A 16,064-nucleotide genomic window follows, 5' to 3' on the forward strand; every position below is an offset into this window, starting at 1 on the left:
TTTACAGTTGAATCGAAAGACCTCAGGACTCGACCACGTCGAAATGCACGTCCGGATTCACTTCGGCGTTGTAATCCACATCCTTGCGGTCGAAGCCAAACAGACGCAGGAAGTCGTGTTTGTAACCGGCATAGTCGGTTTCTTCCCAGAGGTTTTCCGTGGTTACGGTCGGCCACAGCGCCTTGCAGGCTTGTTGCACGTCGTCGCGCAATTCCCAGTCATCCAGACGCAGGCGGCCTTCGTTGTCGGTTTCCGGCGCCTTGCCATCCAGGCGATACAGGCATTGGTGGAACAGGCGGTTGATCTGTTCGATGGTGCCTTCGTGAATACCCTTTTGCTTCATGATGCGGAACACCATGGAGACGTACAGCGGAATCACCGGGATGGCCGAACTGGCCTGGGTGACCACCGACTTCATCACGCCCACGTAGGCGTGCAGGCCCTCGCCGGCGTGACGCGTGCGCAGTTCGCGCGCGGTGTTGTCCAGATGCTGCTTGGCCTGGCCCAGCGTGCCGTGCCAATAGATCGGCCAGGTAATTTCGGTGCCGACGTAGCTGTAGGCGATGGTGGTGGCGTCCTTGGCCAGCACGCCGGCCTGGCTCAGCGCATCGATCCACAAGGCCCAGTCTTCGCCGCCCATCACTGCGACGGTGTCCTTGATTTCCTGCTCGGTTGCCGGCTCAACCGTCGCTTGCACCACGGTGTCGCGGTTGGTGTCGACCGAGGAGGCGGTGAAGGTGTTGCCCATGGTTTTCAGCGCAGAGCGCACCAGCTCGCCGCTATCGGGCATCTTGCGCACGGGCGAGGCCAGCGAGTAGACCACGAGGTCGATCGGGCCGCCCATTTCGTTCTTGATCAGCTCGATCGCGCGCTGGCGGGTTTCATGCGAAAACGCATCGCCATTGATGGAGCGGCTGTACAGACCCGCCTGCTTGGCGAGCTTGTCGAACGCCGCAGAGTTGTACCAGCCGGCGGTGCCGGGCTTGGTTTCACTGGAAGGCTTTTCGAGAAATACACCGAGGGTCGCCGCGCCGTAGCCAAACGCCGCCGTGATACGCGATGCCAATCCATAACCGGTCGAGGCGCCGATCACCAACACCCGCTTGGGGCCGGACGCGAACGCGCCGCTGGCCTTGGTGATATTGATCTGCTCCAGCACGTTTTTCTCGCAGCCGACGGGATGCGCGGTAATGCAGATAAAGCCACGAACCTTGGGATGGATGATCACGAAGAGTCCTCTAGCAACGACAAGCCGCGTATTGTAAAGGGCCAAGGCAACATTCGCTGGCGAAGGGAGCGTCTGAGCTCCCTTCTGAACATTTTTCCGAAACTTTCCAAGCGCCAATGCCCCTCTCCCCTTCGGGAAGAGGGTTACGGTGAGGGGACAATCCAACGGGAAAACAGCTTCCTGCGGCAGATTAAGCGGGCCTTACGCCCCGTCCGCCTCAAACCCCGCCTTGGCATGGCTACCGTCGCAAAACGGCTTGCTCTGGCTATGTCCGCAGCGGCATAGAAAGGCGCTGGTGACACGCGTCACCACGCGACCGGTGCCGCTGATGATTTCCAGATTGCCGCGCACTTTCAGTGGCCCATTGAGCTGCGGATCGATGTGCAGCGGACCGTCGCGTACGGGCAGGGTTGGCGTGGAATCGGCGGTGGGTGGCTCGCCGGTGGCGACAAAGCCGGCGTCATGGTGAGAGCCATCGCAGAAAGGTTTGTTTTTTGAAGCGCCGCATCGGCACAACGTGGCGCGATAGCCGGCGAATTCGCCATTGAGCCGAAGATCGCCGCGGAATGCGTATGGGCCTGCCTCGCGTGTTGAGGCAAGATTGACCGGTGGCGCGCCTTCGTCTGGACGCCCGTCGCGCCGCTTGTAGCGAATGGCGCCGGAAGGGCAGGCGTGGGCGATCTCCACCAAGCGCTCCACGTCCATCGTGTCGGGATGAATCCACGGGCCTTGCACATTGGCCAGGAAAACCGTTGGTGCGCACGTCACGCAGAAGCGCGCGTGAATACAGCGCTTGGTTTCGTACAACACGGTGAGTTTTTCGCCGTCGACCTGTTCGACGCCATCGGGTGTCGATACCGATACCGGTGGCGCGGGTATCGGAGCTGCCGGTGCAATGCTTGCCGGGGCGGCCACCTGCACCGCCCAGGGAGGCGGGCGGGTAAGGTCAAAGCCTTGCTTGGCGCGTTGCGCCAGCTTGGAGAGGATCGAAGCGGCGGTAATCGTGCGCGGATCACCGCGCTCTTGCATACGTTCCGCCGCTTCGGCCAGTTGCTGGAAGCGTTCGCAGAAGAAGCGGCGTGCGCCGGGGCCCGGCGGCAGGGCCGAGGCATCGCGCAAGGCGATAAACGACATGCCTGCATGGCAGGCGGGATTGGACGGTCCGGCCGGCAGCCGCGCGGCGCGCTCGGCCAACGGCGTCAACGCATGCATCAGGCCGATGGAAAGATCCAGCGCCAGGCTCTTGTCGGGATCACCCTTGGGCACGGCGTAGGTGTAGGCCAGCAGGCGTTGCATCAATCCATAGGTGGCGTTGCCCAGATCCACCGTGGCGATGGCGCGTTCGTCCTCCAGCCACACGCGGCCTTCAGGACGTGGCGGCCGGCGCAGCACCGGATTGGTGGCGGCGGGAAAAGCCGGTACGAAAGACGGGTCTTCGGCAAGCAACTGCTGGTATTCCGCACGTATCGCCGCAAACTTTTGATAATGCGAATCCACGGTGTTCTGTGGTGCGCCTTCGCCTTGGGTGATGATGGCGTTGAAGGCCTCCAGGGCGGTCTTGAGGCAAATGACCCGCTTGCAGCCGGGCAGGGCGACTTCTTCCGATGACAATTGCAGGGCAGGGTCGCCGCACATGGCACCGCTTTCGCCGTGCTCCTCTGCAAGCAGGCATAAGCCGCGACCCAGCGTTTCGTAAAATGCGCCGACGGTGTCGTAGTCCACGCCCATCGGTGTAAGACGCGGACCCGCGGCGCCGCGCACGAACACGCGTTCGGGTGTGAAGCCATCGCCATCCGGTTCGCTGGAGCCGGCAGGGCGTTCCAGATAGATGAAGTGTTGCAGCGTCGCCATGTTGAACGGCGCAAGCTTCACCACCACACCGGCGGGCAGGTAACCGGGATCGAGCGGAAAGTTGGAGCGCCCCACACGCGGTGCGCCGCCCAATGCGACGGTGATATTCCACACCTCCATCAAATGGCCCATTTCTTCGGTGGCCACTTGCAGAATGATACGGCGCCAGCGGGTGACGGCTTCGAGCTGGTCGGCCGTCAGCCCTTCATCAATCGACGACTTCAGCGAGAAGGCGGCGTAGAGATAGGTGCACATCAGACAGTGCTCAAGCTCCGCCGCTTCGTACAACGCATGCAGGGCCTGCTCGCGGCTGGGAGTGGTGGAATGCAAGGGGCTGTAGCTGACCACGGCGGCGCCCTCTTCGGCGTGAATCGAGAGTAGGGAATCGGAAAGACTGCAAACTCCGTCGACGAACAAGCTTATACCGATTCCCGTTTTCCGAATCAGATAAACATGCCGCCCGATGCTTCGACGCGCTGACCGTTGATCCAGCCGCTTTCCTTCGACAGCAGCGAGACCACGGCGCCGCCGATGTCGTCAGGCAGGCCCACGCGTCCCAGCGCGGTTTGCGAGGCGATAAACGCGTTCACATCGGCGTTGTCGCGCACCACGCCCCCACCGAAGTCGGTTTCAATCGCGCCGGGTGCCAGCGTGTTGACCGCGATGCGGCGCGCACCCAGTTCCTTGGCGAGATAGCGGGTCAGCACTTCGATCGCGCCCTTCATTGCCGCATATGCCGCGTAGCCGGGCAGCGCGAAGCGGGCCAGTCCGGTGGAAATGTTCAGGATGCGGCCGCCGTCAGCGATCATGGGCAGCAGGGTCTGGGTCAGGAAAAACACGCCCTTGAAGTGTACGTTCACCAGTTCGTCGAACTGCGCTTCGGTGGTTTGCGCAAAGCTGGCGTGAACGCCAACCCCCGCGTTGTTGACCAGGTAGTCGAACTGGTCGCGTTGCCATTGCTCCTTGAGTGCGGCGCGCAGTTGTTCGGCGAAGGCGGGAAAGCTCGATGCCTTGCCGGCATCCAGCGGCAGCGCGACGGCGCGGCGGCCGAGTTTTCGGATGGCGGCGACCACCGCCTCGGCGTCCGCCTGGTTGGAGCGATAGGTCAGTATGACGTCCGTGCCGTGTTCGGCCAGCTTCAGGGCCATGCTTTTGCCCAGGCCGCGGCTGCCGCCGGTGATCAGGGCGATGGGGGTTGATGTGCTCATGGGTTATCTCCGGCTAGGGGGAAGTGAACCAACGGAGCCCAGCATATTGATCTGTACTGGTCGCATAAACTGGCAGATCATGAGTGCTGTGTTCGTGAAAAACGAACAATTGAACGGCCGTTGGGAGATGCACCATGAATCGGATCGAAGCCATGCACATCTTCGTGCGGGTGGCGGAACTGGCCAGTTTCACCAAGGCGGCGGACAGCCTGGGACTGCCCAAGGCCAGTACCTCCACCGCTGTGCAGCAGCTGGAAGCGCAACTGGGGACGCAATTGCTGCATCGAACCACCCGCAAGGTGCAGATGACCCAGGATGGCCAGCGCTTCTATGAGCGATGCAAGACGTTGCTGGCGGATATGGATGAGCTGACCAGCATGTTCCAGCAGGCGCCGCAATCGATCAGCGGGCGCTTGCGGGTCGACATGAATAGCAGCATTGCCCGGCGCATCCTTCCGCACTTGCCGCGGTTCCTGCGTGAACATCCACAGATCGAACTGGAACTGAGTTGTACCGATCGCCGTGTCGACGTAGTGGGCGAAGGTTTCGATTGCGTGCTGCGGGTCGGCACGCTTACCGATTCCAGTCTGGTCGTGCGGCCGCTGGGCACGTTTCCGATCACCAACTGCGCCAGTCCGGCCTACCTGCAAGAGTATGGCGTGCCGCGCGAGCTTGACGACCTGCACCGGCACAAGATGATTCACTACGTATCGACCTTGGGGCAGCGTCCGCCCGGCTTCGAATACCTGGAAGCTGCCGAGTGCCGTTATGTTCCGATGCAAGGCGTGTTGACGGTCAACAGCGTCGAGGCGTATCAGGAAGCCTGTCTTGCAGGCCTCGGCATGATCCAGGCGCCGCGTGTGGGCTTGACGCAATGGATCGAGCAAGGGCAACTGATCGAAGTGTTACCGCAATACCGCGCCGAGCCGATGCCGGTATCGCTGCTGTATGCGCAGCGCCGCAATCTGTCGGCGCGCGTGCAGGTATTCATGGACTGGCTGCGCGGCATCATGGCGCCTTATCTGGACCCGGCGTGAATCGCGTTCCTGTTGCGGAAAAGTGTCATACAAGCGGATTAGTTTGATCGGGTCGTGCAAAACGACGCCGAGTAAACATGGTTTGTGGCGAAATGCCGTTTCATCCTGCCAACAGGTGATACATGTCCGCGACGAATGCCAATCCGCTATCGGCGATCAACCACATTGTGGTGCTGATGCTGGAGAACCGCTCCTTCGATCACATGCTGGGTTTTCTCTATACCGCGGCTGGCAATGTTTCACCGGCGGGACAGGCTTTCGAAGGTCTGTCCGGCAACGAATCCAACCCCGGCTCGGGTGGTACCGAACCCGTCATCGTGTTCAAGATTCAGCCGGGGACCAGCAGCACTTATTACATGCCGGGCGCTGATCCCGGCGAAGGCTATACGGCCACCAATTCGCAGTTGTTCGGCAGCAATACTGCGCCAACGCCGCCGGTGGCAACCAACCAGGGTTTCATCAGTAATTTCTCCTATACCCTGGGCTGGGAAGCGAAGGAAAACTATTCGATCCTCGCCGGCACCGTCGCCAACGACATCATGGGCATGCACACGCCGGATACCTTGCCGGTGCTTTCCGCCTTGGCAAGCGGCTTTGCGGTGTGTGATTACTGGTACGGTTCCGTGCCTACCGAAACCTTGCCCAATCGTGCCTTTGTCCACGCGGCTACTTCGCAAGGCCACATGGACGACAACACCAAAACCTTTACCGCGCCGACCATCTATCCTGCGCTGAGCAAACAGAACCTCAGCTGGAAAATCTATGGCTACGATGCGGAGCCGCTGACCCGGCAAACCTTCACCGATCTGACTAATCTTGCCGACAGCTACTTTGGCCAGTTCACCGATTTCCAGAGCGATGCGGCGAGCGGCGCACTGCCTTCCTACGCGTTTCTTGAGCCGAGCTGGGGATCGACCGGCAACAGCCAGCATCCGAATTACGATGTCGCGCTCGGCGAACAATTTCTGCATGACGTGTATTACGCCTTGCGCAACGGGCCGAACTGGAACCAGACGCTGCTGATCGTTACCTACGATGAGCATGGCGGTTGCTTCGACCACGTTCCGCCGCCATCCGGCGCCATTCCGCCGGATTCGACCGCCGGCGAGTATGGCTTCGATTTCACGCGCTTCGGTCCGCGTGTGCCGACCTTGCTGATTTCGCCGCTGATCCCGGCAGGCACCGTGTTTCGCGTGCCGACAGGTTCCATGCCGTTCGATCACACCTCGATTCTCAAGACCGTCGAGCAGCGCTGGAATCTGCCGGCACTCACCGCGCGCGATGCCGCCGCGCCGGATGTCGGTGCCGTACTCAGCCTCACCACGCCGCGCACGGATGATCCGCTGGCAGGGGTTGCCGTTCCGGTATCGAGCGGCGCGAATCCATCCGCCAATCAGCCATCGCATTTGCAGGAGGTATATGCCGACCTGGTGTCACGCCTGCCGGTGCCGGATGCGCGCGACGGCACGCATCGTCCGCCGCCAAGGCTGGAAACAGGCTACGACTACGACCGCTATATCAAGGAGCGGCTCGGTGCATGGAAGGCGAGTCGCAAGACTGCGAAGCGTTGACGTTTGGTTGGGGCGCCATCAAGGTTTTGCGCGGAACGTTACCACCAGCACATCGCGATGCGCCGGCTCCCCGGGGATCAAGGGCATGACCGGCGTGACGCCATGAAAGACGCGTGGGTCGTGGATCAAGGCTGAATCGTACGGATGCGTCAAGGTGAAATCACCCAGCGACTTTCCGTCCGGCGCATGGATGGTGGTGGTGCCGCTGGCGATATTGTGGCGATCCACCAACAGCACCAGCACGAAATCCACGCCATCGCGGTGGCTGCCTTCAGGCGTGGGTTCACCCGCGGCATCGGCGCTGGCTTCGATGCGGAACTGATGCACTTCCACGTGCCAGCGTGACACGGAAGGCGCCAACGAGCCGAAGAATGCATGGCAGAAGGCGAGGATGGTGCGCAAGCTGTCGCCACCCGCGATCACAGGTTCAATCGGCTCGAACCAGCGCTCGATGTCGCCCTGCAGGGCGTTGTATTGCAGCGACTGGTAATGCGCTTGATGCGCTGCGAGTTCCACGCCGCCGTGCGCGCTGGCCGTGAAGGTGGCGTGCCGCCGCCGCCGGAAGCGGCCCTTGGCCGCAAGATAGGGGTCCGGGCCGAGCCGATTCCAACTGGCTGCAAAAGCCGGCCAATCGGCGAGTTCACCGGCCGACTGCAACAGCGGCTGCATGACATCGGCGGTGACGAAGGAGAAACCCCCGCGCTGCATGGCATCGAACAGCGCTGGAGCCAACGAGTTGTGCGAGATAGACATGCTGCCATTATAGAGGCGGGCGGGTAGCGTCAGCATCGGCTTTCCCGCGACGAGATCATGCCGCCTGCAGAATTGATCTGGGCATCGCTAGGAGCAAGCTCATGGACAAGCGCACCGTACATGCCTACGACAGCGAAGCAGGCCAGTTCGCCGGTGAGTGGCACGAGCAGCCCGCGCCGGACGATATGTATGCGCTCTTGACGCGCTATTTCACCCCGGGACTCACGGCGGACGTGGGCTGTGGTTCGGGGCGGGATATGGCCTGGTTGCACGAACATGGTTTCGAGGTGAGCGGTTACGACGCGTCGCAAGGCTTGCTGGAGCAGGCGCGTGCGCGTTACCCCCATTTGCGTTTCACGCAGGCAGCGCTGCCGGAACTGGAAGGCGTGCCATCCAGGCAGTTTCGCAATGTGCTGTGTGAAACCGTCATCATGCATCTGGCGCCGGCACAGATCGGTCCTTCAGTGCGCCGCCTGCTGGATCTGCTGATGCCGGATGGCGTGATGTTTCTTAGCTGGCGGGTGACGGAAGGGGAGTCACTGCGCGACAAGCATCAGCGTTTGTATGCATCGTTCGACCAGCACGTGGTGTTCGATGCCTGCGCAGGCAACGCCGTACTCTTCGACGAAGAAGCGATCAGCCAGTCTTCGGGAAAGAACGTGCACCGGCTGATTGTTCGGAAAGCGCAGACATAAAAAACGCCACGCATGCATAGCGCTTCGATGACCTCGACGGCTTCGGCCCGCACTCGGCATATCCCCCTGGCGAGCGGCCAGATAGAGGGCTAACCCTTGAGCAATGCCTTGGCAATGTCATCAAACCGATTGCACAGGGTCGACAGATGCGCTTCATGCTGATACGCGGTCAGCCTGGCCGAAGGAATGTCAGTCAGCGCCTCGCGGACCATCGCGATGGGCACGTTCGAGTCTTTCTCGCCATGAAAAACATGCAAGGGCATGCGTATGTCCTGCAGGCGGACATCCAGTGGATGCACATACAGGCGCATATCCCAGGCTGGACCCTTGGAGCCTTGACGCATGGCTTCACGCAGGACATAGCTGAAGGCTTCGTAGCGCCCGTGGCGTTCGAGAGCGTCGTAGTCCGATTGGGGCAGGATGTCTTTCATCTGCGCCAGATCGCTGCCCACGGATGCCGACATGTTCTTGAGCAGCAAGCGCAACAACGCGGGCGCATGCTTTGCCAGCAGCCACGTCATCCGCATCACGAGAGGCAGATGGGTAAGCAGGTGCGACTGATCCATGCGCCAGGCGCCGGACACAATCACCGCGCTATGCAAGCGCTCCGGAATGCGTGCCGCACAGGCAGCAACGTAGACGCCGCCACCGGAGTTGCCCAGTATCGAAAATTTGTGCAGTCCGAGTGAGTCGGCCAAGGCGGTCACATCACCCGGCCAATCCGAAAAGCCACGATGAGGCTGGAAATTGGAGCGACCCATGCCAGGACGATCCGGCGCAATGATGCGCAAGCCCAGACGGACGAAAACATCATCGCCGATCAGCAACGGCTCCAGCCGTGACGACGGCGCACCGTGGAAGTACAACACCGGGTGACCATCGGGCGAGCCGTATTCGGCAAAACTTATGTTCCGGCCATCGGCAAGTACGACATTGCCTTCAATCGCCATACTGGCCCTCCACCATCACTGACTGGATTGTGCCTTGTGCCGATTGGCGATTAACAGTGTGCGCGTCTCGATTCATGACCGCGCCTGGTGTTTGCATAAGCAAAGGCCAGAGGCATGCAGCGCCCCTGGCCTTCGTGAGGAGCCCTCCGGCGCTTGGCTCAGGTGCTGGGCGCGGAAGCCGAGGAGGATGCGCTGGCCGGCTTGCCCCCCTTGGGGCCATGGCCCGGGCCGCCCGCGCGCGGTGGACGGTTCTTGAATAGATCGTCGGCCGTCTGCTTCTGTTGCGGCGAAAGTACTGCGTACAGGGCGCTGAAGGCGCTCGACAGTTTCTGCATGTTGTCCGCATTGAGCTGAGAGAGCTGCGCGTAGGACTTCATGGACTCGTCCGCGTTCATCGTCTCCATGCTCTTGTGGCGATCACGCAAGGCTTCGCCGGTGCGCTTGGCGTTATCGCGCATGACCTGGGCGTAGGCATCCCATTGGGTCGATTCGGCATCGGTGATGCCTAGTTCATCGTGCAGATCGCCGATCTGTTGTTCCACCTCGTCCATGCGTCGTTGCATGTGCGATTTCTTGGCGGCGGGCGCAGCGGAAGACGAAGTGGCCGAAGCCGGCGCCGTGCTTTGCGCCATGGCGGTGCCGGCCAACAGCACCAGCGACAATGCGGCAGGTATGGCAGCCTTGCGAATGAAATGTTTCATCATGGGTAGCTCCAATGCATGAGTACAGGCCTGGGACGGCCCGATAAGGGCGCCAAGTGGCTGGATACGCGGGAACGCTTAGTAGCCCGGGGGCGGAGCGCCGTTGTTGTAATAGACCACGCCAGGCGGCGGGGGCGGCGGCGGTGCCGATGACTGATAGACCACGCCCGGTGGCGGCTGCGAGGCTGCAGCAGCGGAGTTGGCGATAGCCGCGCCGGCTACCACGCCAAGCAATCCGGCTGCGATCGCCACGCCTGCGCCGTCACCGCCACGATGGCGGCGATCCCAGCGGGGCGGTGGCGGTGGCGGCGGGCGGTGCCAGCCGGGGCCGGGACGGTATTGCGCCTGCACCGGCATCGACGGGGCCACCATCGCAAGAGCGATGGCCACGGCCGCAAGCTGTCGGTATAGCGGGGTGCGCGAGGTTCGAGTCATCAACTTACCCTCCTCAATATGCAACGTTTGTCGCATGCACCGGGCCAGTATCGCGTGCCTGCGAAGATGAAAGTCCACGTGGCGATCATCGACAACGACTATGACACCTGGCACGTCGCTATCCTTCGCCGTGCACGGAGTCTATGACAAATCACGTGTAGTTTTATTCAAGGCGCGAGCCTGCGTGGGGATTGGTTCATCCAGTACGGCAAGCGTCGCTTTGCTGCTCGGCATGCGGAATGCATGACTGGCGACTGACAGCTGTCACTGGTTGCTGCTAATCCGATTCCCACAATGGGCTTGCATGGCGCGGGCTGGGGAAAGCCCGCATAACCCGGACTTGAAGCGGAAGGTGCCATCATGCGCAAGCGCATTTTCATCGGGGCATTCATCTTGATTCTGGCTGCCGTGATCTGGCACGTGGCGGATCGCCCGCCCGTGGATCTGGGCAATCCGCGTTACTTCACGGATCAGACCTACAACTTCGAGACTTTGCGAGTGCTTAGTGACATTGGAGTCGTGGGTGGCGATGCGGGTGAGGTGAATCAGGCTATCGCCGGGCTCAAGGCAGGCGATGCGCAGGGTTGGTATGAACGTTGGAATGCCGCGGGTGATCGCGCCATGGCGCTGGCCAATCGCACCGACGATCCGATTTCAAAGGGAAACGCCTTGCTGCGCGCGCATAACTACTATCGCGCGGCCGAATTTTTCCTTGCGCCGGAGGATGCCAAGCGGGCGTTGGTATGGAAGAAAAACATTGCTGCCTTTTACAAAGGGCTTGATGTGCTTGGCGTCAAATACGAACGCATCCCTGTTCCGTACGGCAAGTACCACTTGAATGCGGTCTATTATCCCGGACTGGCCGGTTCGGAGAACAAACCTTTGCTGGTCGTCGTGGGTGGCTATGACAGCACGATGGAAGAACTGTACTTCCACGTGGTCGCGGCAGCTCTGCAACGCGGATATTCTGTGCTGACTTATGAAGGGCCGGGGCAGGGCTCGGTATTGCGCGAGCAGGGGCTCACCTTTACACCGCAATGGGAGAAGCCGAACGGTGCAGTGCTGGATGCGTTTCTCGCCAAGCATGTCACCTCCGGCAAGATCGTATTGATTGGCGAAAGCATGGGTGGTTACCTTGCACCGCGCGCAGCCGCGTTTGATCCGCGCATCAGCGGCGTGGTGGCGTATGACGAGTTTTTCGATGGTGAAGCCATCGCCACGCGCCATGTTCCGCCATTTGTCTTCTGGCTACGCAAACACGGCTATGACGGCGTGTTGAATGCCATGTCCAAGCATGGATCGGGTGATCCGGGCGCGGTGTGGTCGGTGGAGAACGGCATGTGGGTGTTCGGCGTGAAAACACCGCTCGGGGTCATCGATGCGTTCAAGCCCTACACGCTGGCGCCGGTCGCATCGCGGATCAAGGCCGATGTGCTGATCCTGGCCGGAGCCGACGATCATTTCGTGCCGCAAGATCAGGTGGATGCCTTCCGCAACAGCCTTACGGGCGCACGTAGCGTAACTACCGTCGTGTTCGATCGCATTTCCGGCGGCAGTGAACACTGCCAGATCGGCGCGCCCAGCCTTTGGCATGGCACCTTGTTCGACTGGTTGGCGGCCAAGTACGGGCAGCCGGTGACGATACAGAAGATCGGGGCGTGACTGGGGATACGGCGACTGTCGTATTTCGTCGATAAGATAGTCCGCACTGGTTCATGCAGGTGTTGGGTTTTCTGATAGAGGAGACATGCCGTGCGGAAGTCATCAATGGGGTGTGCTGTGCTTTTTGTGATGCTGACCGGGGCGGTCCATGCGCAGGGTCAGTCCGCCAAGGCGCCGGCGATCGAAGCCGTGGGCAAGGGCGTGCAGATCTATACCTGCAAGGCGTCCACTGGTGGTTATGCGTGGAGCTTGAAGGCTCCTGATGCAAGCTTGCAGGACGCCAACGGCAACACTATCGGCAAGCATTTCGCCGGGCCAAGCTGGCAGGCCAATGATGGCAGCACGGTGGTAGGTCAGCTTTTGAACATGTCGCCGTCGCCGGATGCTGGCACCATTCCCTGGCTTGTCCTGCAGGCCAAATCACACAGCGGCAACGGCCTGATGGCAAATGTGCAATACGTCATCCGCACGCGCACCCAAGGTGGTGTTGCGCCGGCGGCGGGTTGCGATGCCGCTCACGCGGGCAGTGAAGTGCGAGTGCCGTACAGTGCGGTGTATCTGTTCTTTCGCGGTTGAGCGGTGGATGCCGGCGCGACAATGATGTGATCATCGGTCTATGTGCTGCTTTGTGGCGCGTGGTTAGATGTCCGCCCGTTGTGCCCACCTGGAACGCATCGATTGAGCGCCGTTCTGACCAGCACCGTGAGCAAAGGGGAAGGTATGCGCTGTTCGATAGTGAAGCGGGTCGCGATCGGCTTGGTGTTCTGTTCGGTGGCGGTCGCGACATGCGCTGCATCCACGGGGGCGGAGTCGTGGGTTGGCTCATGGGGTGCGCCACCTGACGCAGTCGGTCCCGCACTGCAATCGCAAACGGTGCGTCAGGTTATCCGAACGAGTGTGGGCGGCAGTGCACTGCGTATCCGTCTATCCAATCTCAATGGTGCCGAGCCGATCGTGATCGGACCGGTGCATGTGGCCCTGCAAGCGAGTGGATCGGCCATCCAGCCGGGTAGCGATCACGCACTCACCTTTGCAGGTCAATCGACGGTCACGATCTTCAGGGGCCAGAGCGTGTTGAGTGACCCTCTCGCCATGCGTGTCGCCGCGTTGCAGGAACTCGCCGTCAGCATGTATCTGCCCAAGCCAACCGGGCCATCGACGATTCATGGTGATGCGCACGCCGAGGCCTATATCACTGGCCATGGTGATGCGACCGCAGCGACGGAACTCATGCATGCCGAACAGCTCGGCAGTCGACTGTTCCTTACGGATGTCGAGGTAAAGGCGATTGCGCCTGCGCGGGCTTTGGTGGCCTTCGGTGATTCAATTACGGACGGCTATCAATCAACAGCCGATGCCAATCGCCGCTGGCCGGATGTGTTGGCGGCTCGCCTGCAGGCAACGCCGAAGACGGCGTCGGTTGCCGTCGTCAATTCGGGTATCAGTGGCAATCGCATCTTGAATGACGGCATGGGTCCGAGTGCATTGTCGCGTTTTGAACGGGATGCCTTGGACAAAGCTGGTGTGCATTGGATCGTGCTGCTGGAAGGAATCAATGACATCGGCGCGGCCGGGCAGCCTGCCACGCCCAAGGATGATGTGTCCGCCCAGCAAATCATCGACGGCATGAAAACCCTGGTCGCGCGGGCACACGCGAAAGGCATCAAGATCTATGGCGCAACGCTGACGCCGTTTGGTGGTGTGGGGTGGCCGTATCACACGCCCGAAGGCGAGGTGAAACGTCAGGCTATAAATACCTGGATACGAAGCTCGGGTGCGTTCGATGCGGTAATCGATTTCGACAGGATCACCCGCGATCCGGCACATCCGGACCGCTTCCTGCCGGCCTACGACAGTGGCGATCACCTGCATCCGAATGACGCCGGTTACAAGGCGATGGCCGACTCGATTGATCTGGGGCTGTTCGCGCTGGGCAAGTAATGAATCAGAACATCCCTAGGGGTTGAACACCAACACCAGAAACACGACAAACAAGGACAGGTGCACGGCGCCTTCCAGCATGGTCGTGCGCGAGTTGGAGAACGTGATCGAGCTGAGAATCAAGGTCGAAATCAGCATCACGATGCTTGAAGGCGCCAAGCCAAGCAGCACCGGATGGTGGGTATAGAGACTAATGCCGAGCACGGCGGGAACGGTAAGTCCCAGGGTCGAGGCGACTGCGCCAAGGCAAAGATTGACGGCACGGGTCAGCCGGTCGGCGCGAATGGCATTCAGTGCCGAAATGCCTTCGGGCGCGAACACCAGAATGGCAATCATGATACCGCCCAATGCGGCGGGCGCGCCGGTGACTGCGATGCCATAGTCGAGAATCTTCGCCATGCTCTTGGCGAGAATGACGATCGGCAGGATGTTCACCAGCAATAGGATGAAGTGAACAAGCAGTGCTTTCTTGTCGAGCTTCTGCGGGCGATGATGCGCCATTTCCTTGGGATCGATCGGCTGGGCGTCCGGCGCGATGAAGTAGCCGCGATGCCGACCCGTCTGAAGCCAAAGGAAAATGCCGTACAGGCCGACGGTGAGGAGCGAGAATATCGCAGCTTGCAGCGGCGACAAGGTGCCGTCGGGCGTGGTTGTAGTGAAGTCCGGCAGCACCAGCGCGATGATGGTGAGCGGAATGATCACCGACAAATACGCCGATGCGCCTTTCAGGTTGTAGTTCTGCTCGTAATGCCGGATGCCACCCATCAGCAGGCCAAGCCCCACCACGCCGTTGAGTACGATCATCAGCACCGCGTACATCGTGTCGCGCGCCAGCGTGGCGTTGCCCTGCGAGCTCAACATCACGGCTGAAATAAGCACCACTTCAATCACGACGATGGAAAGCGTCAGCACCAGCGTGCCCAGCGGCTCGCCCAGCATCTCGGCCAATGTTTCGGCCTCGTGCACCACGCCAAAGGCGACCCACACGATCACCAGGAACAACCATAAGAACAGGCCGAGCGCCATGGCATGGTCGAGGTTGCCCATCCAGCCCGCCCCGAACAGCAGGAAGCATGCGACGGTGAGCCAGCCGATAAACGGACGCATGGATGTCATCGCGATCTGCATGATGCTGTCGATCCTCTTCGCTGTGCCGGAATCCTGGCCCGGATATTAAGTGGTAGAGAGGCGGCATGGGGATTGGATGATTGTGTGTGGGCGCATTAGCCGCCCCGGCGCACAAACTCGCAAAGCTCGGGACGATCCCAGACCCCGTTGTGAGTGGTCGGCACGTGTTGCCAGGCGATGGGTGGTGTCGGCAAGGCCGCGGCCAGCGCCTGCGTGCGGGCCTGGGAAATGATCTCGTCCTGATCGGCTTGCAACAGGGCTACCGGCACATCGCCGAGCTGCCGGGCGGCTGACGCGCTGTCGTAGGTGTCGCGCATCAGCCAGCGGACCGGGAGATAAGGGAAATGGTCGTGCGCCACGAGATCGAGACGATCATAGGGGGTAATCAGCAGCAGCTTGTCAGGGCGCGCTTGTACGGCGACTTCGGTGGCGACACCTGTGCCGAGGCTGATGCCGATGATGCCGACGTGACGGTGCGTCTTTTGCGCCTGTCTGACCAGCGCCAGGCCATCCGCCACCAGATCTTTTTCGTTTGGACTTCCAGCCTGTCCTTCGTAGCCGCGGTAAGGCATCAGATACAGCGCCCGGCCGGTGCAGCCGCGCCATGCTTCACCCACCGGGGCGAGCGGAAGCGCATTGCCGCCGAAGATGACCCAGGCGTCTTCGGCATCCGGATGCACGATCCAGCCGCGAAGTGTCAGGTCGGGCCGTTGCACGACCAGTGCACCCCATGGCCCGGAAGCCGGCGGGGCAGGATAAATCAAACGGTGAGCGACAAAGAAAAGCATGCCGATAAAAGCGGCGGCGATAACGATGAGTGGAATCAGCATGCCCAGCACTTGCTTGCTGACGTCCTCCATGTGCAGATCCCTGGCGGAAAGTGGTTGAGGTGAACCCTATCGGA

15 protein-coding genes are annotated in these 16,064 nt (G+C 61.1%); 6 read left to right on the top strand and 9 right to left on the bottom strand.

Going from position 1 to position 16,064, the window contains the following annotated elements:
• Positions 1-22 precede the first annotated feature (22 nt).
• The 3 genes from fabV to ISP19_RS18650 all read right to left on the bottom strand — a co-directional run bounded on the left by fabV (position 23) and on the right by ISP19_RS18650 (position 4,287).
• Positions 23-1,228, bottom strand: a complete 1,206-nt coding sequence (gene fabV / locus ISP19_RS18640; RefSeq protein ID WP_204683924.1) for an enoyl-ACP reductase FabV — start codon at positions 1,226-1,228, stop codon at positions 23-25.
• A 201-nt stretch (positions 1,229-1,429) separates the two neighbouring features.
• A complete protein-coding gene (locus tag ISP19_RS18645; RefSeq protein WP_204683925.1) occupies positions 1,430-3,496 on the bottom strand; it encodes a ferritin-like domain-containing protein in 2,067 nt (688 codons plus the stop codon).
• Positions 3,497-3,522: 26 nt separating this feature from the next.
• Positions 3,523-4,287, bottom strand: coding sequence for an SDR family NAD(P)-dependent oxidoreductase (locus tag ISP19_RS18650; RefSeq protein WP_204683926.1), 765 nt, complete (start codon positions 4,285-4,287; stop codon positions 3,523-3,525).
• A 134-nt stretch (positions 4,288-4,421) separates the two neighbouring features.
• Here ISP19_RS18650 and ISP19_RS18655 point away from each other — a divergent pair, with 134 nt between their 5' ends.
• Positions 4,422-5,324: a LysR family transcriptional regulator gene (locus ISP19_RS18655; protein ID WP_204683927.1), complete on the top strand. Its 903-nt coding sequence runs from the start codon at positions 4,422-4,424 to the stop codon at positions 5,322-5,324.
• 122 nt (positions 5,325-5,446) lie between these two features.
• Complete coding sequence (locus ISP19_RS18660; RefSeq protein WP_204683928.1) at positions 5,447-6,895, top strand: alkaline phosphatase family protein; 1,449 nt, start codon at positions 5,447-5,449, stop codon at positions 6,893-6,895.
• A gap of 18 nt (positions 6,896-6,913) precedes the next feature.
• On the opposite strand, the gene ISP19_RS18665 is transcribed toward ISP19_RS18660, so the two are convergent.
• Complete coding sequence (locus ISP19_RS18665; RefSeq protein WP_204684378.1) at positions 6,914-7,648, bottom strand: 2OG-Fe dioxygenase family protein; 735 nt, start codon at positions 7,646-7,648, stop codon at positions 6,914-6,916.
• A gap of 101 nt (positions 7,649-7,749) precedes the next feature.
• Between ISP19_RS18665 and ISP19_RS18670 the strand changes: the two genes are divergently transcribed.
• Positions 7,750-8,343 carry a class I SAM-dependent methyltransferase gene (locus ISP19_RS18670; RefSeq protein WP_204683929.1) on the top strand — a complete coding sequence of 198 codons (594 nt, stop codon included), beginning with the start codon at positions 7,750-7,752 and terminating at the stop codon, positions 8,341-8,343.
• 89 nt (positions 8,344-8,432) lie between these two features.
• On the opposite strand, the gene ISP19_RS18675 is transcribed toward ISP19_RS18670, so the two are convergent.
• The 3 genes from ISP19_RS18675 to ISP19_RS18685 form a co-directional block, all read right to left on the bottom strand.
• A complete protein-coding gene (locus ISP19_RS18675) occupies positions 8,433-9,293 on the bottom strand; it encodes an alpha/beta fold hydrolase (RefSeq protein WP_204683930.1) in 861 nt (286 codons plus the stop codon).
• Positions 9,294-9,451: 158 nt separating this feature from the next.
• On the bottom strand, positions 9,452-9,997 hold the full coding sequence (locus tag ISP19_RS18680; protein WP_204683931.1) for a Spy/CpxP family protein refolding chaperone: 546 nt from the start codon (positions 9,995-9,997) through the stop codon (positions 9,452-9,454).
• Between the two features lie 75 nt (positions 9,998-10,072).
• Positions 10,073-10,429, bottom strand: coding sequence for a hypothetical protein (locus tag ISP19_RS18685; protein WP_204683932.1), 357 nt, complete (start codon positions 10,427-10,429; stop codon positions 10,073-10,075).
• Positions 10,430-10,789: 360 nt separating this feature from the next.
• Between ISP19_RS18685 and ISP19_RS18690 the strand changes: the two genes are divergently transcribed.
• The 3 genes from ISP19_RS18690 to ISP19_RS18700 all read left to right on the top strand — a co-directional run bounded on the left by ISP19_RS18690 (position 10,790) and on the right by ISP19_RS18700 (position 14,032).
• On the top strand, positions 10,790-12,091 hold the full coding sequence (locus ISP19_RS18690; RefSeq protein ID WP_204683933.1) for an alpha/beta hydrolase family protein: 1,302 nt from the start codon (positions 10,790-10,792) through the stop codon (positions 12,089-12,091).
• A gap of 90 nt (positions 12,092-12,181) precedes the next feature.
• On the top strand, positions 12,182-12,667 hold the full coding sequence (locus ISP19_RS18695) for a DUF3455 domain-containing protein (protein WP_204683934.1): 486 nt from the start codon (positions 12,182-12,184) through the stop codon (positions 12,665-12,667).
• Positions 12,668-12,811: 144 nt separating this feature from the next.
• On the top strand, positions 12,812-14,032 hold the full coding sequence (locus ISP19_RS18700) for an SGNH/GDSL hydrolase family protein (RefSeq protein WP_204683935.1): 1,221 nt from the start codon (positions 12,812-12,814) through the stop codon (positions 14,030-14,032).
• A gap of 15 nt (positions 14,033-14,047) precedes the next feature.
• Here the strand turns inward: ISP19_RS18700 and ISP19_RS18705 are convergent, their stop codons facing one another.
• Both ISP19_RS18705 and ISP19_RS18710 read right to left on the bottom strand, forming a co-directional pair.
• The gene (locus ISP19_RS18705) at positions 14,048-15,160 is read right to left on the bottom strand and encodes a calcium:cation antiporter (protein ID WP_204683936.1); all 1,113 of its coding nucleotides are present in this window, start codon (positions 15,158-15,160) and stop codon (positions 14,048-14,050) included.
• A 95-nt stretch (positions 15,161-15,255) separates the two neighbouring features.
• The gene (locus tag ISP19_RS18710) at positions 15,256-16,020 is read right to left on the bottom strand and encodes an alpha/beta hydrolase family protein (protein ID WP_204683937.1); all 765 of its coding nucleotides are present in this window, start codon (positions 16,018-16,020) and stop codon (positions 15,256-15,258) included.
• Between the last annotated feature and the right edge of the window lie 44 nt (positions 16,021-16,064).

Origin of the sequence: Dyella flava, from assembly GCF_016904955.1 — a bacterium.
Lineage (GTDB): Bacteria > Pseudomonadota > Gammaproteobacteria > Xanthomonadales > Rhodanobacteraceae > Dyella_B > Dyella_B flava.